Origin of the sequence: Ensifer sp. 1H6 (genome assembly GCF_001976035.1) — a bacterium.
Classification (GTDB): Bacteria; Pseudomonadota; Alphaproteobacteria; order Rhizobiales; family Rhizobiaceae; genus Ensifer; species Ensifer canadensis.
In genome coordinates, this window is sequence record NZ_MOAI01000012.1 from 124,056 (window position 1) to 144,499 (window position 20,444).

Consider the following 20,444-nt stretch of genomic DNA (forward strand, 5'->3'; position numbering starts at 1 on the left):
TTGTTCCGTTGATCAGATATCTGTTTCTATCGATTGGCTCGGCGCCAAGGGGGCAGGATCAGCCCCCCAGCGCGTCCTCGAGGAAGGCGGCCAGCTGCGCCATGTGCTTCGACATCAGGCCCGTTGCCGGCGATGCCGCAGCCGGACGGCCGGTGTAGCGCACGCGCTGATACTTGGCGTCGATATGAGCCAGCACCCATTCCAGGTACGGGTCGATGAACGACCAGGCGCCCATGTTCTTCGGCTCTTCCTGGCACCAGACCATCTCCGCGTTGCGGAAACGGCTGAGCTCGTTGATCAGCGCCTTGGCCGGGAACGGATAGAGCTGTTCGACGCGCAGCAGGTAGACATCGTCGATGCCGCGCTTCTCGCGCTCTTCGAGCAGATCGTAGTAGACCTTGCCGGAGCAGAGCACGACGCGGCGGATCTTCGAATCCTTCTGCAGCTTGATCGGGCCGTCCTTGATGACCTCGGCGTCATCCCACAGCAGACGGTGGAACGAGCTTTCGCCGGCCATTTCCGACAGGCTCGAAACCGCACGCTTGTGGCGCAGCAGCGACTTCGGCGTCATCAGGATCAGCGGCTTGCGGAAGTCGCGCTTCACCTGGCGGCGCAGGATGTGGAAGTAGTTCGCCGGCGTCGTGACGTTGGCGACCTGCATGTTGTCTTCCGCGCAGAGCTGCAGGAAGCGTTCGAGGCGGGCGGAGGAGTGCTCCGGACCCTGACCTTCATAGCCGTGCGGCAGCAGGCAGACGAGGCCAGACATGCGCAGCCACTTGCGTTCGCCCGACGAGACGAACTGGTCGAACACGACCTGTGCACCGTTGGCGAAGTCGCCGAACTGGGCTTCCCAGAGCGTCAGCGCATTCGGACGGGCCAGCGAGTAGCCGTATTCGAAACCGAGCACGGCCTCTTCCGAAAGCATCGAGTTGATGACTTCGTAGCGGGCCTGGGTCGGCGCGAGGTTGGCAAGCGGGATGTAACGGTCTTCGGTCTGCTGATCGTAGAGAACCGAGTGGCGCTGCGAGAAGGTGCCGCGTTCGCAGTCCTGGCCCGAAAGGCGGATCTTCGTGCCTTCCGTGACGAGCGTGCCGAACGCAAGCGCTTCAGCCATCGCCCAGTCGATCCCCTCGCCGGTCGAAACCATGTTGGCGCGGTTTTCCATGAAGCGCTGGATCGTGCGGTGCGCATTGAAGCCGGCCGGGATCTCGGCGATCTTGCGGCCGATTTCCTTGAGCTGCTTCATCGGCACGGAGGTCTTGCCGCGACGCTGTTCGTCCTGGTTGTCGGCCGAACGCAGGCCCGACCAGACACCATCCAGCCAGTCGGCCTTGTTGGGCTTGTAGGACTGGCCAGCCTCGAACTCCTGCTCGAGATGGGCGCGCCAATCGGCCTTCATCTTCTCGACTTCGCCTTCGCTCATCAGGCCTTCGGCGACCAGGCGGTCGGAGTAGAGCTGGACGACGGTCTTGTGGGCGCGGATGACCTTGTACATCTTCGGCTGCGTGAACGCAGGCTCGTCGCCTTCGTTGTGACCGAAGCGGCGGTAGCAGAACATGTCGATGACGACAGGCTTGTGGAACTTCATCCGGAATTCGGTGGCGATCTTGGCAGCGTAGACGACCGCTTCCGGATCGTCGCCGTTGACGTGGAAGATCGGCGCCTCGATCATCTTGGCCACATCCGACGGATAGGGCGACGAACGCGAGAAGGCCGGGTTCGTGGTGAAGCCGATCTGGTTGTTGATGATGAAGTGGACCGTGCCGGCAACGCGGTGACCGCGCAGGCCGGACAGGCCGAGGATTTCGGCAATGACGCCTTGGCCGGCAAACGCCGCATCGCCGTGCAGCAAGAGCGGCATGACCTTTGAGCGTTCGCGCAACGGGATGATGTCGCCTTCGAACACTGTCGCCATCTGGTCCTGCTTGGCGCGGGCCTTGCCCATGACGACAGGGTTGACGATTTCCAGGTGCGACGGGTTCGCCGTCAGCGACAGGTGAACCTTGTTGCCGTCGAATTCGCGGTCGGAGGAAGCGCCGAGGTGGTACTTCACGTCGCCCGAACCTTCGACGTCATCAGGAGCGTAGGAGCCGCCCTTGAATTCGTGGAAAATGGCGCGGTGCGGCTTTGCCATCACCTGGGAAAGCACGTTCAGGCGGCCGCGGTGGGCCATGCCGAGAACGATTTCCTTCAGGCCTTCCTGGCCGCCGCGCTTGATGATCTGCTCGAGCGCCGGAATGAGCGATTCGCCGCCGTCGAGACCGAAGCGCTTGGTGCCCTTGTACTTGACGTCGATGAACTGCTCGAAGCCTTCCGACTCGATCAGCTTCTGCAGGATCGCCTTCTTGCCCTCGGGCGTGAACTCGACGCCCTTGTCCGGACCTTCGATGCGTTCCTGGATCCAGGCTTTCTCTTCCGGGTTTGACATGTGCATGAATTCGACGCCGATCGTCGAGCAATAAGTGCGCTCGAGGATTTCGACCATTTCGCGAATGCTCGCGTATTCGAGGCCGAGCACGTTGTCGATGAAGATCTTGCGGTCGAGATCCTTCTCCTCAAACCCGTAGTTCGAGGGCGAAAGCTCGTTGTAGTCATCGACCGGGGCAGCAAGGCCGAGCGGATCGAGCTTGGCATGCAGGTGGCCACGCGCACGATAGGCGCGGATCATCATGATGGCGCGAACGGAATCGCGCGTCGCCTGATGGATATCTGCCGCGCTCACGGCGGTGCCGGTGACGGCAGCGGCTTCTTCCGCCTTCGCCTTGACCTTCTTCTCGATGACCTTTTCGACCCTACCCCAGTCGCCATCGAGCGCCGAGACGAGTTCGCCATTAGCGACGATCGGCCAGTTGGGCTTCTTCCAGGAGGCGCCCTTGGCGGCCTTCACCACGTCTTCCGGCTTGTCGGCCAGCGCCTTGAAGAAGGCCTGCCATTCAGCCGAGACGGACGACGGATCCGTTTCGTAGCGTGCATAGAGCTGCTCGATATAGGCGGCGTTCGCGCCGTCCAGAAACGATGTGAGCTGGAATTGCTCGTTGGCCTCTTGCCTTGCCATGGGTTCTCGCGGACGTTTTGGTCCGCCTCCTGACTTAAGTTGGGATGCCGGGTTTTCCCGGTCGTTCATCATTGTCAGACGCATCCAGTGCGCCCTGCTTTTGGGTCCTTGCAGCGCCGTGCGTCGATCAGGACGCGCGAAGGGCGCTGTAACACTTTCAACCTGCTGCATGATCTTGTCCTTAAATCGATGCCGACCGAAGGACTTGTGCAGGCAGTGCGGTCATCGGGGCCGGCTTTGATGGCCGGCCCCGATGACGCAATTCTGAGGTCAGCCCTTGAGGACTTCGACCAGCGTCTTGCCGAGGCGAGCCGGCGATGGCGACACGCGGATGCCTGCCGATTCCATCGCAGCGATCTTGGATTCCGCATCGCCCTTGCCGCCGGAAACGACGGCACCGGCGTGACCCATGGTGCGGCCCTTCGGCGCGGTACGGCCCGCGATGAAGCCGGCCATCGGCTTCTTGCGACCCTTCTTGGCCTCGTCGATGAGGAACTGCGCCGCATCCTCTTCGGCCGAGCCGCCGATTTCGCCGATCATGATGATCGAGGTCGTGGCCTCGTCGGCGAGGAACATCTCGAGCACGTCGATGAACTCGGTGCCCTTGACCGGGTCGCCGCCGATGCCGACGGCCGTCGTCTGGCCGAGGCCTTCGTTGGAGGTCTGGAACACGGCTTCATAGGTCAGCGTACCGGAGCGCGAGACGATGCCAACCGAACCCTTGCGGAAGATCGAGCCCGGCATGATGCCGATCTTGCATTCTTCCGGCGTCAGGATACCGGGGCAGTTCGGGCCGAGCAGGCGCGACTTGGAGCGGTCGAGACGAGCCTTGACGCGCACCATGTCGGCAACCGGGATGCCTTCGGTAATGCAGGTGATGAACGGGATTTCCGCATCGATCGCCTCGATGATCGCGTCCGCGGCGCCTGCCGGCGGAACATAGATCACGGATGCGTCCGCACCGGTCTTCTCACGGCCTTCGGCAACCGACGCGAAGATCGGCAGGGTTTCGCCCTTGGAACCGGTCCAGGTTTCGCCACCCTTCTTCGGGTGAATGCCGCCGACCATCTGCGTGCCATAGTAGGCAAGCGCCTGTTCGGTATGGAAGGTGCCGGTCTTGCCGGTCAGGCCCTGAACGAGGACCTTGGTGTTCTTGTTAACGAGAATCGACATGAGGTCTGGTCCTTCAGTTAGCCGTTGATCGCGGCAACGATCTTCTTGGCAGCGTCGTCCAGATCGTCGGCGGCGGTGATCGCCAGGCCGGATTCGTTCAGGATCTTCTTGCCAAGCTCGACATTGGTGCCTTCGAGACGCACGACCAGCGGAACCTTGAGGCCGACTTCCTGCACGGCCGCAACGACACCTTCAGCGATGACATCGCACTTCATGATGCCGCCGAAGATGTTGACGAGGATACCCTCGACCTTCGGGTCGGCCGTGATGATCTTGAAGGCTGCCGCGACCTTCTCCTTGCCGGCGCCGCCGCCGACGTCGCAGAAGTTCGCCGGCTCCTTGCCGTAGAGCTTGATGATGTCCATCGTCGCCATGGCAAGACCCGCGCCGTTGACCATGCAGCCGATGTTGCCGTCGAGCGCCACATAGGCGAGGTCCCACTTGGAGGCCTCGATTTCCTTGGCGTCTTCTTCGGTTTCGTCGCGCAGCGCCTTGATGTCGTCGTGGCGGAACAGGGCGTTGCCGTCGAACGAGACCTTGGCATCGAGAACGCGCACGCGGCCGTTCTTCATGACGATCAGCGGGTTGATCTCAAGCAGGCTCATGTCCTTCTCGACAAAGGCCTTGTAGAGGATCGGGAAGAGCTTTTCGGCGTCGGCCTTGGCTTCGCCTTCGAGCTTCAGGGCCGAGGTGAGCTTGGCGAGATCAGCGGCGGTGACGCCAGCTTCCGGATTGATCGCGACGTTGACGATCTTTTCCGGCGTGTCGTGCGCAACAGCCTCGATGTCCATGCCGCCTTCCGTCGAAACGACGAAGGCAACCTGGCCGACCGAGCGGTCAACGAGCAGCGAAAGATAGAGTTCGCGATCGATGTCGGCGCCGTCCTCGATGTAGAGGCGGTTCACCTGCTTGCCGGCAGGGCCGGTCTGCGCCGTGACGAGCGTATTGCCGAGCATGTCCTTGGCATGAGCCTTGGCTTCATCGATCGAGAAAGCAAGACGAACGCCGCCCTTGGCGTCGGCGGAGAGTTCCTTGAACTTGCCTTTGCCGCGACCGCCGGCATGGATCTGGCTCTTGACGACGTAGAGCGGGCCCGGGAGCTTCTTGGCAGCCGCTTCTGCTTCGTCGGCGGAGAAGATCGCGACACCTTCCGCGACCGGCGCGCCGTAGCTCTTCAGGAGAGCCTTGGCCTGATATTCATGAATGTTCATGGTGTTTTTCCTGTCTGGAGCATTTTGCAGGCGGGGGAAATACCCGCCCGCGAAAATGCGGCAAAAACAAAAGGTCGAGCGAATGCAGGCATCCGCTCAACGGGACGCGATTACTGCTTCAGGCTCGGCGCAATGCCGATGCAGGCTTCGCAAAGGCCGGCGACCGAAGCGACCGACTTGTCGAAAGCTTCCTTCTCGGCCTTGTTGAGGTCGATCTCGATGATGCGCTCGACGCCGCCGGCACCGATGACGGTGGGAACGCCGACATACATGTCCTTGACGCCGTACTGACCGGTCAGGTGTGCCGCGCAAGGCAGAACGCGCTTCTTGTCCTTGAGGTAGGCTTCAGCCATTTCGATCGCGGAGGCGGCCGGTGCGTAGTAGGCAGAGCCGGTCTTGAGCAGGCCGACGATTTCGGCGCCGCCGTCACGGGTGCGCTGGATGATTTCTTCGAGGCGTTCCTTGGTGACCCAGCCCATCTGGATGAGGTCGGTCAAGGGAATGCCGGCAACGGTCGAATAGCGGGCGAGCGGCACCATGGTGTCGCCGTGGCCGCCGAGAACGAAGGCGGTGACGTCCTGAACCGAAACGTTGAATTCCTGGGCGAGGAACAGGCGGAAGCGGGCGCTATCGAGAACGCCGGCCATGCCGACGACCTTGTTCTTCGGCAGGCCGGAGAACTTCTGCAGCGCCCAGACCATGGCGTCGAGCGGGTTGGTGATGCAGATCACGAAGGCGTTCGGGGCGTACTTCTTGATGCCCGCGCCAACCTGTTCCATGACCTTGAGGTTGATGCCGATCAGATCGTCGCGGCTCATGCCCGGCTTGCGGGCGACACCGGCGGTGACGATGCAGACATCGGCGCCTTCGATGGCGGAATAGTCGCTGGCACCCGTCAGGTTCACGTCGAAGCCTTCGACCGGGGAGGACTGGCCGATGTCGAGGCCCTTGCCCTGGGGGATGCCGTCGGCAATGTCGAAGAGGACGATGTCGCCCAGTTCCTTCAGGCCGGCGAGATGCGCCAGCGTGCCACCAATCATCCCTGAACCGATAAGTGCGATCTTGTTGCGCGCCATGAAAGTGCTTCCTTTGTGATCCCAAACTGATCGAGGCCTGAAACGCCGCAAACGCCAAACCTTCGCCGGAAGCCATTAAACGGCAATCGTTGAAATATCAATCGATACTTTTGGATGGAACAATTTCAATCGGTTAGATCATAAAATTCTTACGTAAACGTAAGAATTATCGTCATTCGCGCGTCACGAAACCGCAATATTTTCAGGATGTTCTGCCGCATATTCCGCGCTCTGCATCTCGATCAGCCGCGAAACGGTCCGGTCGAACTCGAAGCCTTCCGTGCCCTTCTTCAGCGTCAAAAGGTTCTGCGGTTCGGCAGCGGCCGAGGCAAAGAGGCGGGCGCCGTTGTCGTAGAGCGTGTCGACCAGCAGGATGAAGCGCTTGGTTTCGTTGCGCACATGCGGCCCGAGATGCGGCACGTGATCGACGAAGAGGGTGGAATAGCGCTCGAGGATCGCAAGATAGTCGGCAGCACCGAGCGGCTGCTGGCAAAGGTCGGTGAAGCTGAAACGGGCCGCCTTTCCGGCTGCTGCCGGCACCGGAATCTTGCGGCCCTTGCGCGGCACCTCGGCGGGCGCGACGGCGGCCCCTGCCGTTTGCCTGTTCCAGGCCTGCGCCATCGCCGCGTCGGCCTCGGGTCCGAGCGGTGAGATCCACACCGGGCTGCCGTCCGTCTTCATCAGGCGGTAGTCGGTATCGGTGTCGAGCGAGATGATCTCGGCATTCGCCTTCAGGAGATCGATGAACGGCAGGAAGAGCCCGCGATTGAGACCGTCGCGGTAGAGATTGTCAGGCGCCACATTGGAGGTTGCGATCAACACGCAGCCCTTGGCGAAGAGTTCGCTGAAAAGCCGGGCGAGGATCATCGCATCGGCAATGTCTGTCACCGTGAATTCGTCGAAGCAGAGGAGCCGCGCCTCGCCGAAGAGGTCGGAGGCAACCGGCGGAATGGGATCGGCCTGCTTCGTCTCGCCGTTCTTCAGCTTCTGGCGGTGCCTGTAGATCCGCTCATGCACGTCGGCCATGAACTCGTGAAAATGCGCCCGGCGCTTGCGCTGGATCGGCACCGCCTGGAAGAACATGTCCATCAGCATGGTCTTGCCGCGACCGACACCGCCATGGATGTAGAGCCCCTTGACCGGGGGATGATCCTTCTTGCGCGAGGCAAAGAGCCAGCCGAGCGCATTGGTCTTGCGCGACGGCCTGCTTGCCAGGAGCTCGGCCGAAAGATGATCGAATCGCCGGGCGATCGCGAACTGGGCCGGATCGCGTTTTCGCTCGCCGCTCTGAACGAGTGTTTCGAGCTTGCGGTAGATGCTGTCGTCAGGATTGAGCACGTCTCACCCGAGGTGGACCGGAAAACAAGAAGCCCGGCGATTAGCCGGGCTGGACCAGGTCATTAGCGGCTGAGGCTGACCGGCTGGCCGCCATTGGTGGAGCCGTCGAAGCGCGCATCGGCCGTCTTGTAAAGGCGAGCGATGGCGTTGCCGGTGCGGTCCTTGAGGACGACCTGCTTGCCGGCCACTTCCCAGGAACCCATAGCCGTCAGCTCGCCGGCGCAACCACGCGTGCCGCCGCGCGAACCGCTGCCGAGGTTGGTCAGCGTCAGGAACATGTCGCAGGAGCTGCCGGCGCTCGAAACGCGCCAGTTGCCGACCATCGATTCCTTGGTCACATCGAGCGCGTTGGTGGCTGCTGCTACCTGGGTACCAGGTTGAGCGGCACCGGCCATTGCCGTTCCCGCCGTCGGTGCAGCCGGGAATTGTGACGTGTTGCCGGTGGGATCAGGGAGTTGGTTCGACGAGACCGACGGTACGGGCTGGGCCTGGAGGGGAGCAGGTGAAGAATCCTGGGAGCTGAAGCCACCCATGGATGTCCGCTGGCATCCGGTCAGCGCAAGCACAACCGCCAGCCCCGCCGCCGCATGAATAACCCGCATATCTTTACTCCCGATGTGTTCCGCGAACCATGATGCAACGCGATAATATAGGCCGAAATACAGCAAATCCACCTGTCAAATCAAGGGACGACGATTCATGTCTACCTGTTGCAGGATTGAAACGTCTGCGCGAACGGGACAATGACGACTTCTGGCCCGGCAGCATGTTGCTTCAGGTGACCGAAATGACTGTCTTGCGCCGGCACAATCAACGATTGCCGGACGGACAAACAAGGCCGTTCGAGGAAGCTCCTTCACCCGGCGAAGAGAAAACGCAAACGGCGGGCACAGGGCCCGCCGCAATATGCGATAGCGCGTCGATTACCTCGGATCAGACCCGACGCTCGACCAGCATCTTCTTGATCTCGCCGATCGCCTTGGCCGGGTTGAGACCCTTCGGACAGGCCTGCGCGCAGTTCATGATCGTGTGGCAGCGATAGAGGCGGAACGGATCCTCGAGATTGTCGAGGCGCTCGCCGGTCGCTTCATCGCGGCTGTCGATCAGCCAGCGATAGGCCTGCAGCAGAACAGCCGGACCGAGGTAACGGTCGCCGTTCCACCAATAGCTCGGACAGGAGGTCGAGCAGCAGGCGCACAGGATACATTCGTAGAGGCCGTCGAGCTTCAGACGGTCCTCATGGCTCTGCTTCCATTCCTTGGCCGGCGTCGGCGTGACCGTCTTCAGCCAGGGCTCGATCGAGCGGTGCTGGGCATAGAAGTGGGTGAGATCCGGCACCAGGTCCTTGACCACGGGCATATGCGGCAGCGGATAGACCTTCACCGTGCCGTTGACCTCATCCATGCCCTTGGTGCAGGCAAGCGTGTTGGTGCCGTCGATGTTCATCGCGCAGGAGCCGCAGATGCCTTCGCGGCAGGAGCGGCGCAGCGTCAGTGTCGGATCGATCTTGTTCTTGATGTAGAGCAGACCGTCGAGCACCATCGGGCCGCAATCGTCGATATCGATATAGAAGGTATCGATGCGCGGATTGGCGCCGTCATCCGGGTTCCAGCGGTAGATGCGGTATTCGCGAACATTGGTCGCGCCTTCCGGCTTCGGCCAGACCTTGCCTTCGGTCATCTGCGAGTTCTTGGGGAGAGCGAGTTCAACCATGTGCCTAATTCCTCAAGATCAGTAGACGCGAGCCTTGGGCTCGATCTTTTTCGGATCGATGCCTTCGGCGATCAGGTCGGTATGAACAGGGCGATAGTCGAGCTTGACGTCGCCGGCCTCGTTGACCCAAGCGAGCGTGTGCTTGCGCCAGTTGACGTCGTCACGGCCGCCAAGCGCCCCGCCGGTATAGTCTTCGCGGGCGTGCGAGCCACGGCTCTCCTTGCGCGCTTCGGCGCCGTAGATCGTGGTGATGGCGTTGGCCATCAGGTTCTGCAGTTCCAGCGTCTCGACGAGATCGGAGTTCCAGATCATCGACCGGTCCGTGACCTTGACGTCGGGCAGTTCCTTCCAGATCGCCGAGATGCGCTTGCAGCCCGATTCCAGCGATTCCTGCGTGCGGAACACGGCCGCATCTTCCTGCATGGCGCGCTGCATCTTTTCGCGCAGCACCGCCGTCGGCGTCGAGCCGTTGGCGAAACGCTGGGCGTCGAAGCGGGCCATGATCTTGTCGCAGGCGGCAACGTTGATCGCCGGGATCGCTTCGTTGCGGTCGATGACCTGGCCGGCGCGGATGGCGGCGGCGCGGCCGAAGACCACCAGGTCGATCAGCGAGTTGGAGCCGAGACGGTTGGCACCGTGCACCGAGGCGCAGCCGGCCTCGCCCACGGCCATCAGGCCGGGCGCGATGCGCTCCGGGTTCTGGCTGTCGGCGTTCAAGACTTCGCCCCAGTAGTTGGTCGGCACGCCGCCCATGTTGTAATGCACGGTCGGCAGGACCGGGATCGGCTCGCGGGTCACATCGACGCCGGCGAAGATCTTTGCCGATTCCGAGATGCCCGGAAGGCGTTCGTGCAGCACGGCCGGATCGAGATGGTCGAGATGCAGGAAGATGTGATCCTTGTTCTTGCCGACGCCGCGGCCTTCACGGATTTCCATCGTCATGCAGCGCGAAACGACGTCGCGCGAAGCAAGGTCCTTGGCCGACGGCGCATAGCGCTCCATGAAGCGCTCGCCTTCGGAGTTGACGAGATAGCCGCCTTCGCCGCGCGCACCCTCGGTGATCAGGCAGCCTGCGCCGTAGATGCCGGTCGGGTGGAACTGGACGAATTCCATGTCCTGCAGCGGCAGGCCGGCGCGTGCGATCATGCCGCCGCCGTCACCGGTGCAGGTATGAGCGGAGGTTGCCGAGAAGTAGGCGCGGCCGTAACCACCGGTCGCAAGCACCACCATCTTGGCGGAGAAGCGGTGGATGGTGCCGTCGTCGAGGTTCCAGGCGACGACGCCGGTGCAGCGGCCGTCGTCCGACATGATCAGGTCGAGCGCAAAATACTCGATGAAGAACTCGGCGTTGTTGCGCAGCGCCTGGCCATAGAGCGTGTGCAGGATGGCGTGACCGGTGCGGTCGGCGGCAGCGCAGGTGCGCTGCACCGGCGGGCCTTCGCCATAGTTCTGCATGTGGCCGCCGAACGGCCGCTGGTAGATCTTGCCTTCCTCGTTGCGCGAGAAGGGCACACCGTAGTGCTCGAGCTCATAGACCGCCTTCGGCGCTTCCATGGCGAGATACTGCATGGCGTCGACGTCGCCGAGCCAGTCGGAGCCCTTGACGGTGTCGTAGAGGTGCCACTGCCAGCTGTCCGGCGTCATGTTCTGCAGCGAGGCGGCGATGCCGCCCTGGGCGGCAACCGTGTGCGAGCGTGTCGGGAAGACCTTGGTGATGCAGGCCGTCTTCAGGCCCTGCTCCGCCATGCCCAGCGTGGCGCGCAGGCCGGCGCCGCCGGCGCCAACGACGACGACGTCGAAGGCGTGGTCGACATACTGGTAGGCCTTGCCGTTTGCAGCGGGTGAACTGTTCGATGCCATGACGAAATTACCCTGCAAAAGCGATCTTCAGGATGGCGAAAAGACAGAGCCCGCCAACCACGATCGCGAAAAATGTGTTGAGCATGAGAAGGGCGATCTTCGCGCCTTCACCGTGCACGTAATCCTCGATGATCACCTGCATGCCGAGCTTCATGTGGATCAGTCCCGAAAGCAGGACCAGGCCCATGACCACGGCGACGAAGGGGTTCGAAAGGGCCGAAACGACCTCCGCATGGGGAGCGCCGGCATAACGAACGAGGAAGATGACGAAGAAGATCAAGAGCGGAACGTTGGCGACTGCCGTGACGCGCTGGCGCCAGAAGTGGTCAGTGCCTTCCTTGGCGGAGCCGTAGCCGCGGACCTTGCTGAGAGGTGTGCGCATGTTCATGGTCCTGTCCCCTCAGTACCGCACGAGATAGCCGACCACCCAGATCAGCACGGTAAGCGCTACCGACCCGACGATCGTTGCCTTGGCCAGCTTGGTGGCGAAGTGCTTCTCGTAGCCGTAGCCGAGGTCCCACATGAAGTGGCGCAGGCCGCCGAGCATATGGTGCACCAGCGCCCAAGTGTAGCCGAAGAGCACCAGCTTGCCGAGAAGCGTGCCGAACAGCCAGCTGACCCAGTCGTAGTACGCTTCGCCGGACGCGGCGGCGATCAGCCACCAGGCAACGAGGATGGTGCCGAAGTAGAGCGCGCCGCCGGTAATGCGGTGCACAATGGACATCACCATTGTCGGGATAGGCTTATAGATTTGAAGATGCGGCGACAGCGGCCGGCTTCTTGTGACATCCGTCATCGGAACCTCACGGAAATGCCCGGATTCACGCCCAAAAAGTGGACGATTTTAGTCCGGTATCGCACCTGATTGTGCGCAATTCAGTCCTTCGGACCTTTAATCACCATATTGCTTAACGACAAGTGTGTTTGCAGTGCAAAATCAATTTAATCGATTAGACGAAAAGCGGCATTTTCAGGTCCGACCGAGACGTGGCGCCCAGTTAACGATACGGGCGAAAACCATAACCAAATCCGTGACTTTCCAGCGGAATTGCCCCAGAGTGCGGTTAACGATTTGTTAAGCGTTTTGCGGAGGACGGACAGAATGACTCTGTTGCGGGCATTCCATGCGACCAAAGTTCTAGCACTTGCGGGCCTGCTTGTCGCGACTGCCTGCCTGCCGGTGCGGGCGGGAGACTGGGGCGGGCCACGGGAAGTGCAGACGCGCACCCGACACATCAGGCTGTATTCGCATCGTTCCTTCAGTCGCCACGAGTTCGACCGCATGGGCTACGGCACAACGTACAGCCGCAATCGCCTGCCACGCAACCAGTGGGCCGCCGAGAACGGACCGCCAGAAGTCGAGACCCGGACCCGGCATATCCGCTTTCCCCGGTATCGTCCTTACGACAGGCAATATAGCGAACGCCTGCGCTATCGCGACGGCTGGGGGCGGGACCAGGCAGTGCGTAACATCTGGACATCAGGCGACCGCTATGATCATCGCCCGGATAGCTACGGCGGTGAACGGCTTGATATCTACGGCGGCGATGGCTTCCCGGACACGATCGGTAGCATCGGCACCTATGCCGGCGGCATTTCGGCCTATAGGGATCCCGGCAACGGCATCTACTTCAGCCAGGAGGGCAACTACAGCTACTATGACGACGGCCAGTTTACGCCGCCGCCGCAGGTGAAGCGCGCAAAGATCATCGTGATGTCGCCGAAAACGTTCAATCGCGCCTGCGCCTGGGAGCACGGCGTCTGCGTGATCCGGCGATAGCGGTGACGGCTCCCACCGAGGAGCCACCGGGCCTGCGCGCGGTCACACGCCCATGGCGCCGATGATGGCGCCCATCGCCGACAGCACCAGCAGCCAGTGCACGCCGTCGATCAGCGACAGGCTCCAGCCGAATCCCTGGTAGCGGTGATTGACGACCATGCTGGTTGCGACGAAACCGAGCCACAGGAAGAACGCGGAGACAATGCCGTTAAAAGCGGTGACCTGGCCCGGGCCGAGATGGCCGACGACACCGGCGACCATCGTCGCCATCACTAGTTCCGAGACAAAGGAAATCGCGAAAAGAACCGGCGACATCTGCGCCGTCGCGGGGTCGATGCGCGCCGCCTTCATCCAGGGTTTGCCGAGAACGCCGTAATAGCCGGCGCCAATGACGAAGGCCGCAATGGCGGCAATCAGCACCGCCAGATAGTTCATGCCCGCAAAAGCCATCTTCGTTCCCCTCATCCCCTTATCGTTTTTAGGAAGTTGGAAGCGAATGCGTTGCCGCTGTCAATCGGGCACGGAAGGAGCCGTTGATGCGCCGAACTGCCAGACCGTCGTGCGCTTGACCTCGCTGTCTTCAAGCGCCCTTGTGACCGGCACTTCGTAGGTCGCCAGCGCCGTCATCCTGTCGCGCGGACAATAGGAGCGGCCGGGATCGCCGACGATGACGGTCGCGCCGCCGGAGCTGAGCGCCGTAAACCAGGGCAGCAGGCGCTCGGCAAAGGACTTGTCGTAGAAGACGTCGCCGGCAAGGCAGAGGTCGGCGGCCAGATCGCGGCCGGTAATTTCCTCTGCGGTGTAGGCAATATCGACGCCGTTCAGTTCGGCATTGAGCCGCACCGCCGTCTCGGCCCAGGGATCGATATCGGCCGCAAGAACAGAAGCCGCCCCCGCCTTCATCGCGGCGATGGCGACCAGCCCGGAGCCCGAGGCAAAGTCGACGACGCGTCGGCCGCGAACGACCTCCGGATGATCGATGATATAACGCGCGAGCCCCTGCCCGCCGGCCCAGGCAAAGGCCCAGAACGGCGGCGGCAGACCGATTTCCTCCAGCTCCTCCTCGGTTTTCAGCCAGAGCTCATGCGCTTCCGTCGCCAGATGCAGCCGGATTTCCGGCACATGCGGCGGCGACAGAACGTCGGTGTTGGCGCGGATGAAGCTTTCGGGATCGGTCTTCAAGAAACACTCCGAGCGTGATCCGAAATGCGGGAGCCGGTTTTCGGATAAATCACGCGGAAAAACAAAGCTACCGTGGCGGACTGTCGAACCCGGCCATGCGGCAGACCTCGATCCATTCGTCCTCGGTGACCGGCTGGACTGAAAGGCGCATGCTGGTGACCAGCGCCATGTTGGCGAGCTTGGGGTTATCCTTGATCTCCTTCAGCGTCACCGGGCGCGGCACGTCGCGAACAGCGCGAATGTCGACGCAGTCCCAGCGGGCATCGCCCTCGGCGGTCGAATCCGGATGCGAAAGCGCGCAGACCTCGGTGATGCCGACGATTTCAAGCCCTTCGTTCGAGTGGTAGAAGAAGCCCTTGTCGCCGATCTGCATCGCCCGCATGTTGTTGCGTGCGAGGTAGTTGCGCACGCCGGTCCATTCGGTGCCCTTCGCGCCGGCATCCTTCTGCATCTGCCAGGACCACTTGAAGGGCTCGGATTTGTAAAGCCAGAATGCCATCGCGCCTCAAGCCTCCGGGTTGTTGAAGACCCAGTTGAAGGCCTTGATTTCGACGTTGGAGAACAGGCCGGCCTTGGCGTAGGGATCGGCTTCGGCGATGGCGCGCGCATCGTCGATCGTCTCGGTCTTGACGATCACCAGGCTTCCGGTCGGCTTGCCGTCGTCGCCGAGGAAGGGGCCGGCCATCTTCAGAATGCCCTTGGCATTGAGGTCGTTGAGATAGGCGACGTGATCCGGACGCGTGTCCAGCCGAAGCTGCAGCGCGCCTGATTTGTCGGTGCATTGAAGTGCGAAGAGCATGCTTCCTCCTGAGTTTTCGTTTGGCGCGGGATGCGGGCGGAAAACCGCTTAGCACTTTTCCTCATCCCGACGACCAGTTCATTCCTGGGTGATCGGACGGGACATCAATTGTTCAAGGGCGGTGCGCACATCGAGCTTGCCGTCGATGATGGCGGCGACCGCCTCGGTAATCGGCATCTCGACGCCAAGATCGCGGGCGACGCGGGCGGCGACCGAGGCTGCAAAGGCCCCCTCGACGAGTTCGCCCTGGCGTCCGCTACCGCGGCCATCCTTGCCGCGCGCAATACCGAAGCGCAGGTTGCGCGACTGGTGGCTGGTTGCCGTCAGCACGAGATCGCCGAGCCCCGAGAGGCCGCGAACGGTATCGGCATCCCCGCCTTCGGCGACGACGAAGCGGGACATCTCCGCAAGGCCGCGGGATATCAGTGCCGCCCGGGCGCTATCGCCCAAACCTGCGCCTTCGACGATGCCGCAGGCGATGGCAAGCACGTTCTTCAGCGCGCCGCCAAGCTGCACGCCGATGCGGTCTTCTGAAGGGTAGAGACGGAAGGTCGGGCCTGACAGAGCCTCCGCAAGTAGCGTCGCCGTGTCGTTGTCGGCGGCAGCGACCACCATCGCCGTCGGCAGCCCCTTGGCAATGTCAGCTGCAAAGCCGGGGCCGGAGAGCACGCCGATGCCGTGGCCCGGCAATTCTTCCGCCAGCACATCGGTCAAAAGACGCCCCGTTGCCTGCTCCATGCCCTTGGCGCAGGTGACGATCGTCGCCGCGGCATTGATCGACGGACCGTATTGCCGCGCCGCTTCGCGGTGTGCCTGCGATGGCATGACGAACAGCACGATCTCAGCGTCGCCAAGCACCGCAGCATCGGCGCTGTGCTTGAGCCCTGCCGGCAGGTCGATGCCCGGAAGGGCCCGTTCGTTACGGCCGGTCCGCCGGCATTCATCCGCGGTTTCCTCGCGCCGGGCGAGAAGGGTCACATCGCTGCCGTTGGCGGATGCGGCGACAGCGGCAAGCGCCGTGCCGAAGGCACCCGCTCCGACCACCACGATCTTCGGGTTGGTGTTCATATCCTGTCCATCATGCCCTGGCTGCTTTCCGTCATGCCTTGGCGCCGCGCTTGCCCGAACCAAGCAAGGTCTGCGCCTGTTGGTCGAGCGGCCAGCGCGAGCGCGGCGCGACATCGAGACCATCCGCCGGCAAACCGGCGGCAAACCGTTCGGCCCCCGCCCAGGCGATCATTGCGGCATTGTCGGTGCAAAGCTCAAGCGGCGGCGCGATGAAATCGAAGCCGTTCTTGTCGCAGAGCTCCTGGAGCGTTGCCCTGAGCACCTGGTTGGCGGCAACCCCGCCGGCAACGACCAGCGCCGGCTTTTCGACGGACGCGTGATCCGTCTTGAACCGCTTCAACCCGCGCCCGATCCGATCCTTGAGCGTGCGCGAGATCGCGCGCTGGAAGGAGGCGCAGATGTCGGCAATATCCTGGTCCGTCACCGGCTCCAGCGATTGCGCCGCCTGGCGCACCGCCGTCTTCAGCCCCGAAAACGAGAAATCGAGCCTGGCATCGCCGACCAGCGGGCGGGGAAACTCGAAGCGCTCGGCATTGCCGCTCCGCGCGGCGCGCTCGACGGCCGGGCCGCCGGGATAGGGAAGACCGAGCAGCTTGGCCGTCTTGTCGAAGGCCTCGCCGAGCGCATCGTCGATCGTCGTGCCCCAGCGCGCGTAGTCGCCGACACCCTTGACCAGGATCAGTTGCGTGTGACCGCCCGAGACCAGCAACATCAGATAGGGAAAACTCAGACCATCGGTGAGCCGCGCGGTCAGCGCGTGACCTTCCAGGTGATTGACGGCATAGAGCGGCTTGCCGGTCGCCCGCGCGATCGCCTTGCCCGTCATCAGTCCGACGATGAGGCCGCCAATAAGACCGGGACCACTTGTCGCAGCAATCGCATCGATGTCGTTGAGCGTCACTCCGGCGCGCAGCAGCGCCTCCTCGATCAGGGTGTCGAGCGCTTCGACATGGGCGCGCGCGGCAATCTCCGGAACCACGCCGCCATAGGCGCTATGCTCTTCCAGCTGGCTCAAGACGACGTCGCCGAGGATGCTTCCCCTGCCGTTTTCGTCGCGTAGCACGACGGAAGCCGCGGTTTCGTCGCAGCTTGTTTCTATGCCGAGGATGCGCATGGGCGGAGACATCAGGAACTACTCAAAGATTGCGGTCGCACCGAAAGGTGGGTACACGGAACTCCGGTAACAATGGATAGCCTTTGATGCAAACAAAACCTTTCCGGATCGGCACGCGTGGCAGCCCGCTGGCGCTCGCTCAAGCCCATGAAACGCGCGATCGCCTCGCGGCCGTGCATGGTCTGTCGCCGGAAATGTTCGAGGTTGTCATCCTTTCCACCAAGGGCGACCGCATCACCGATCGGTCGCTGGCCGAGATCGGCGGCAAGGGCCTGTTCACCGAGGAAATCGAGCAGCAGCTCCTGTCGGGCGAACTCGATTTCGCCGTGCATTCCTCGAAGGACATGCCGACCAAGCTTCCAGATGGCCTGTTTCTTTCCGCCTTCCTGCCGCGCGAGGACATTCGCGACGCCTTCATCGGCCGCACCGCACCCAGGCTCCTGGAATTGCCCGAAGGCGCGACTGTCGGCTCGTCGTCGCTGCGCCGGCAGGCGCTGATCCGGAGGCTCAGGCCCGACATCAACGTCATCACCTATCGCGGCCAGGTCGAGACGCGGCTGCGCAAGCTCGCCGAAGGCCAGGTCGATGCGACGCTGCTTGCCTATGCCGGCCTGAAGCGGCTCGGCATGGCCGACGTGCCGACAGAACTGCTCGACCCGGAAGAGTTTCCGCCGGCACCGGCGCAGGGCGCGATCTGTATCGAGAGCAGGATCGGCGACAAACGCGTCAACGACCTGCTCGCCGCCATCGACGATAGCAGAACCCATGAGGCGGTCGCCTGCGAACGCGGCTTCCTTGCGACGCTCGACGGCTCCTGTCGAACGCCTATCGCCGGCCTGGCGGTCTCGGATGGCACGCATCTGCGTTTCTCCGGCATGATCCTGACGCCGGATGGCAGCACCCATCACCGCATCACGGTCGAAGGCAAGGCTGCCGATGCCGAAGCCCTCGGGCAAAAGGCCGGCGAAGATATCCGCGCGTTGGCGGGACCGGGCTTCTTCTCGAGCTGGACCTGAGCCATGCGGCTGCTCGTGACCCGGCCGCAGCCCGCCGCCGAGGCTACGGCCCGCCGGTTGGAAGTCATGGGTCATCAGCCGCTGCTGTTGCCGCTGGCGCGGGCGGAACATTTGCCAGAGGCGGCACGGAAAGCACTCGAACTACCACATGCCGCAGTCGCGCTGACCAGTGCCGAAGCCGTACGGGCGTTGGCCGAACTTGGCGCCGATCTGGAGCCCTATAAAGCGGAACCCTGCTTCTGCGTCGGCGAAGCGACGGCCCGGGCGGCGCGCGATCTCGGCTTTACCTCGCTCCACACGGGAGAGGGAACCGGCAGGAGCCTTGCCGAAATGATCGCCGCCACGCTTACTGCATCGCGGGCGCCCCTCCTCTATCTCGCAGGCTCCCCCCGCTCCGACGGACTTGAAGCCACGCTACGGCAGCTTCGCATCGAGCATGTCACGGTCGAATGCTACCGGATGCAGCCGATCGCCCATCCGCCCAACATATTGGCGCGCCTGATATCGGCCGCCGGCCGGACGCGGTGCTGCTCTATTCCCACGACACCGCGCGACGCTTCGCCGCGCTGCTTGTCGAAGCCGGCCTCAAGACCGCCGCTTTCTCTCCGCGCTATCTCTGCCTCAGCGCCGCCGTTGCCGGAGCGCTGCCGGATGGCGCACCGGTCGAGGTCGCAGCAAGACCCGACGAAGAAAGCCTTTTCAGCCTTCTCTAATGCAATTTCGATCAAAAACGGAACCAAAGGGGCTTTCCCTCACCGGCCAGCCTGACTAGGTTTGTTGCAAGAACCGACAGGCAACAACGGTAAGAGGTCACCATGGTATCGGAAAACCCGCCGCGCCGCTCGAAAGCCGAGAAAGAGCCGCTGACGATCGACCTTGAAGCGGAAAAGACCGTGACGGAAAATGCCGAAACGACGGCAAACCCCGCGGCAACCGCCGATGAACCGACCGAAATCCCCGAAGCCGATGGCGCAGCGGAAGCCCGCGTCGAAGAGGAAATCGAGGAACAGCGCGCCGATGCGGCAGCCGCCGCCTTCAACGAGGAGCCGCCGCATTTAAGCCGTGAGCCTGAAGCAAGCCCCGTGCAAAAACCGCCGTCCAATTCCGGTTCACTGGCAGCCGGGATCCTCGGCGGCCTGGTGACGCTGCTCGGCTTCGGCGTACTGCAATATGCCGGCTATGTGCCGGGGCTCGGCCCCGACCGCGGCACGTCTTCCACAGAGCTGACGCTTTCGAGCGAGATCCAGGCCCTGCGCGATCAGGTGGCCGGCATACAGGCGCCAACCACAACCGTCGACATTGCACCGCTCGAGAACCGCCTCGCCGCATTGGAACAGACGGCAGCACAACCGGGCGCCGGCGGAGTGGCGACCGGCGAGATGACGGCACTCAAGGCCGAAGTGACGAACCTCACCAAGGAGATCGCCGCGCTGAAATCAGGCCTTGCCGAAGCGCAGCAATCGGCAACGACGGCCAGAGCCGAACTGGCAAGCCGCATCGATTCCGCCGAACAGAAACTCAACGAACCCGCCAACGATATCCAGGTTGCCAAGGCCGTCGCCGTCACCGCGCTTAAGACCGCGATCGATCGTGGCGGGCCGTTCCTGGCTGAACTCGATGCGCTTCGCAGCATCGCCCCTGATGAAACGGCCGTCACCGCCCTCGCTCAGGTTGCGACGACGGGCGTGGCAACGCGCGCCGACCTTCGCCGGGATTTTGCAACCACATCCAATACCATGCTCGACGCGCTTAATCAGCCGGACCCGAACGAGGGCATCTTCGATCGCCTCGTCTCCAGCGCCATGTCGGGCATTCGCGTGCGTCCCGTCGGCAGCGTCGAAGGCGACACGCCGGAGGCCGTCGTCGCCCGCATCGAGGACAAGCTGAACAACGGCGATCTTAAGGGCGCGGCATTGGAATGGGACGGTCTTCCGGCTGCGGCCAAGACCGCCGGTGAACCGTTCAAGTCAAGCTTGACCAGCGTCTCCGGGTCGAAGGCATCATCGATGCGGCGGTCGCGGCAACGATGAACAAGTCCACCACCCAGGGCTGAGGAAGA

Annotated in this window: 19 protein-coding genes and 2 pseudogenes; 5 read left to right on the plus strand and 16 right to left on the minus strand. The window is 62.9% G+C overall.

Going from position 1 to position 20,444, the window contains the following annotated elements:
- Window positions 1-58: 58 nt before the first annotated feature.
- From BKP54_RS16140 to sdhC, 10 genes are all read right to left on the minus strand, one after another.
- Window positions 59-3,055: a 2-oxoglutarate dehydrogenase E1 component gene (locus tag BKP54_RS16140; protein WP_057221791.1), complete on the minus strand. Its 2,997-nt coding sequence runs from the start codon at window positions 3,053-3,055 to the stop codon at window positions 59-61.
- A gap of 270 nt (window positions 3,056-3,325) precedes the next feature.
- Window positions 3,326-4,228 carry a succinate--CoA ligase subunit alpha gene (sucD, locus tag BKP54_RS16145; RefSeq protein WP_057210840.1) on the minus strand — a complete coding sequence of 301 codons (903 nt, stop codon included), beginning with the start codon at window positions 4,226-4,228 and terminating at the stop codon, window positions 3,326-3,328.
- Window positions 4,229-4,245: 17 nt separating this feature from the next.
- Entirely contained in the window at window positions 4,246-5,439 is a 1,194-nt protein-coding gene (gene sucC, locus BKP54_RS16150; RefSeq protein WP_025425085.1) for an ADP-forming succinate--CoA ligase subunit beta, read from the minus strand.
- A 110-nt stretch (window positions 5,440-5,549) separates the two neighbouring features.
- Complete coding sequence (gene mdh, locus BKP54_RS16155) at window positions 5,550-6,515, minus strand: malate dehydrogenase (RefSeq protein WP_025425086.1); 966 nt, start codon at window positions 6,513-6,515, stop codon at window positions 5,550-5,552.
- 183 nt (window positions 6,516-6,698) lie between these two features.
- Complete coding sequence (zapE, locus tag BKP54_RS16160; protein WP_057221792.1) at window positions 6,699-7,853, minus strand: cell division protein ZapE; 1,155 nt, start codon at window positions 7,851-7,853, stop codon at window positions 6,699-6,701.
- Between the two features lie 62 nt (window positions 7,854-7,915).
- Complete coding sequence (locus tag BKP54_RS16165) at window positions 7,916-8,455, minus strand: protease inhibitor Inh/omp19 family protein (RefSeq protein ID WP_025425088.1); 540 nt, start codon at window positions 8,453-8,455, stop codon at window positions 7,916-7,918.
- 331 nt (window positions 8,456-8,786) lie between these two features.
- On the minus strand, window positions 8,787-9,566 hold the full coding sequence (locus BKP54_RS16170) for a succinate dehydrogenase iron-sulfur subunit (protein ID WP_025425089.1): 780 nt from the start codon (window positions 9,564-9,566) through the stop codon (window positions 8,787-8,789).
- Window positions 9,567-9,584: 18 nt separating this feature from the next.
- On the minus strand, window positions 9,585-11,426 hold the full coding sequence (gene sdhA / locus BKP54_RS16175; RefSeq protein WP_057221793.1) for a succinate dehydrogenase flavoprotein subunit: 1,842 nt from the start codon (window positions 11,424-11,426) through the stop codon (window positions 9,585-9,587).
- A 7-nt stretch (window positions 11,427-11,433) separates the two neighbouring features.
- Window positions 11,434-11,814 carry a succinate dehydrogenase, hydrophobic membrane anchor protein gene (gene sdhD / locus BKP54_RS16180; RefSeq protein ID WP_025425091.1) on the minus strand — a complete coding sequence of 127 codons (381 nt, stop codon included), beginning with the start codon at window positions 11,812-11,814 and terminating at the stop codon, window positions 11,434-11,436.
- 12 nt (window positions 11,815-11,826) lie between these two features.
- On the minus strand, window positions 11,827-12,222 hold the full coding sequence (gene sdhC, locus BKP54_RS16185; RefSeq protein ID WP_025425092.1) for a succinate dehydrogenase, cytochrome b556 subunit: 396 nt from the start codon (window positions 12,220-12,222) through the stop codon (window positions 11,827-11,829).
- A gap of 306 nt (window positions 12,223-12,528) precedes the next feature.
- Between sdhC and BKP54_RS16190 the strand changes: the two genes are divergently transcribed.
- A complete protein-coding gene (locus BKP54_RS16190; RefSeq protein WP_025425093.1) occupies window positions 12,529-13,206 on the plus strand; it encodes a hypothetical protein in 678 nt (225 codons plus the stop codon).
- A 42-nt stretch (window positions 13,207-13,248) separates the two neighbouring features.
- Here the strand turns inward: BKP54_RS16190 and BKP54_RS16195 are convergent, their stop codons facing one another.
- The 6 genes from BKP54_RS16195 to tsaD form a co-directional block, all read right to left on the minus strand.
- Complete coding sequence (locus BKP54_RS16195) at window positions 13,249-13,656, minus strand: DUF1761 domain-containing protein (RefSeq protein WP_057221795.1); 408 nt, start codon at window positions 13,654-13,656, stop codon at window positions 13,249-13,251.
- A 60-nt stretch (window positions 13,657-13,716) separates the two neighbouring features.
- The gene (locus BKP54_RS16200; protein ID WP_057221796.1) at window positions 13,717-14,388 is read right to left on the minus strand and encodes a methyltransferase; all 672 of its coding nucleotides are present in this window, start codon (window positions 14,386-14,388) and stop codon (window positions 13,717-13,719) included.
- A 67-nt stretch (window positions 14,389-14,455) separates the two neighbouring features.
- A complete protein-coding gene (locus tag BKP54_RS16205; RefSeq protein ID WP_025425096.1) occupies window positions 14,456-14,887 on the minus strand; it encodes an EVE domain-containing protein in 432 nt (143 codons plus the stop codon).
- A gap of 6 nt (window positions 14,888-14,893) precedes the next feature.
- A complete protein-coding gene (locus tag BKP54_RS16210) occupies window positions 14,894-15,187 on the minus strand; it encodes a YciI-like protein (protein WP_025425097.1) in 294 nt (97 codons plus the stop codon).
- A 78-nt stretch (window positions 15,188-15,265) separates the two neighbouring features.
- Entirely contained in the window at window positions 15,266-16,255 is a 990-nt protein-coding gene (locus BKP54_RS16215; protein WP_057221797.1) for an NAD(P)H-dependent glycerol-3-phosphate dehydrogenase, read from the minus strand.
- A gap of 31 nt (window positions 16,256-16,286) precedes the next feature.
- Window positions 16,287-17,381, minus strand: a complete 1,095-nt coding sequence (tsaD, locus tag BKP54_RS16220; RefSeq protein ID WP_057221798.1) for a tRNA (adenosine(37)-N6)-threonylcarbamoyltransferase complex transferase subunit TsaD — start codon at window positions 17,379-17,381, stop codon at window positions 16,287-16,289.
- Window positions 17,382-17,455: 74 nt separating this feature from the next.
- Between tsaD and hemC the strand changes: the two genes are divergently transcribed.
- The 4 genes and pseudogenes from hemC to BKP54_RS16235 all read left to right on the plus strand — a co-directional run bounded on the left by hemC (window position 17,456) and on the right by BKP54_RS16235 (window position 20,438).
- Window positions 17,456-18,385, plus strand: a complete 930-nt coding sequence (gene hemC / locus BKP54_RS16225) for a hydroxymethylbilane synthase (protein WP_057221799.1) — start codon at window positions 17,456-17,458, stop codon at window positions 18,383-18,385.
- Window positions 18,386-18,451: 66 nt separating this feature from the next.
- A pseudogene (locus tag BKP54_RS36540) lies at window positions 18,452-18,826 on the plus strand (uroporphyrinogen-III synthase); the annotation flags it as partial.
- A gap of 8 nt (window positions 18,827-18,834) precedes the next feature.
- Complete coding sequence (locus tag BKP54_RS36545) at window positions 18,835-19,098, plus strand: hypothetical protein (RefSeq protein ID WP_245317844.1); 264 nt, start codon at window positions 18,835-18,837, stop codon at window positions 19,096-19,098.
- Between the two features lie 102 nt (window positions 19,099-19,200).
- Window positions 19,201-20,438 (plus strand): annotated as a pseudogene (locus tag BKP54_RS16235) (hypothetical protein).
- Window positions 20,439-20,444 lie beyond the last annotated feature (6 nt).

Excerpts from the sequence above, each read along its gene's own strand:
- hemC (WP_057221799.1), top strand. The coding sequence starts at position 17,456 with ATGCAAACAAAACCTTTCCGGATCGGCACGCGTGGCAGCCCGCTGGCG.
- sucD (WP_057210840.1), bottom strand. The coding sequence starts at position 4,228 with ATGTCGATTCTCGTTAACAAGAACACCAAGGTCCTCGTTCAGGGCCTG.
- BKP54_RS16215 (WP_057221797.1), bottom strand. The coding sequence starts at position 16,255 with ATGAACACCAACCCGAAGATCGTGGTGGTCGGAGCGGGTGCCTTCGGC.
- BKP54_RS16170 (WP_025425089.1), bottom strand. The coding sequence starts at position 9,566 with ATGGTTGAACTCGCTCTCCCCAAGAACTCGCAGATGACCGAAGGCAAG.
- sdhA (WP_057221793.1), bottom strand. The coding sequence starts at position 11,426 with ATGGCATCGAACAGTTCACCCGCTGCAAACGGCAAGGCCTACCAGTAT.
- BKP54_RS16210 (WP_025425097.1), bottom strand. The coding sequence starts at position 15,187 with ATGCTCTTCGCACTTCAATGCACCGACAAATCAGGCGCGCTGCAGCTT.
- sucC (WP_025425085.1), bottom strand. The coding sequence starts at position 5,439 with ATGAACATTCATGAATATCAGGCCAAGGCTCTCCTGAAGAGCTACGGC.
- sdhD (WP_025425091.1), bottom strand. The coding sequence starts at position 11,814 with ATGAACATGCGCACACCTCTCAGCAAGGTCCGCGGCTACGGCTCCGCC.
- sdhC (WP_025425092.1), bottom strand. The coding sequence starts at position 12,222 with ATGACGGATGTCACAAGAAGCCGGCCGCTGTCGCCGCATCTTCAAATC.
- BKP54_RS16195 (WP_057221795.1), bottom strand. The coding sequence starts at position 13,656 with ATGGCTTTTGCGGGCATGAACTATCTGGCGGTGCTGATTGCCGCCATT.
- tsaD (WP_057221798.1), bottom strand. The coding sequence starts at position 17,381 with ATGTCTCCGCCCATGCGCATCCTCGGCATAGAAACAAGCTGCGACGAA.
- mdh (WP_025425086.1), bottom strand. The coding sequence starts at position 6,515 with ATGGCGCGCAACAAGATCGCACTTATCGGTTCAGGGATGATTGGTGGC.
- BKP54_RS16205 (WP_025425096.1), bottom strand. The coding sequence starts at position 14,887 with ATGGCATTCTGGCTTTACAAATCCGAGCCCTTCAAGTGGTCCTGGCAG.
- BKP54_RS36545 (WP_245317844.1), top strand. The coding sequence starts at position 18,835 with ATGCTACCGGATGCAGCCGATCGCCCATCCGCCCAACATATTGGCGCG.
- BKP54_RS16165 (WP_025425088.1), bottom strand. The coding sequence starts at position 8,455 with ATGCGGGTTATTCATGCGGCGGCGGGGCTGGCGGTTGTGCTTGCGCTG.
- BKP54_RS16190 (WP_025425093.1), top strand. The coding sequence starts at position 12,529 with ATGACTCTGTTGCGGGCATTCCATGCGACCAAAGTTCTAGCACTTGCG.
- BKP54_RS16140 (WP_057221791.1), bottom strand. The coding sequence starts at position 3,055 with ATGGCAAGGCAAGAGGCCAACGAGCAATTCCAGCTCACATCGTTTCTG.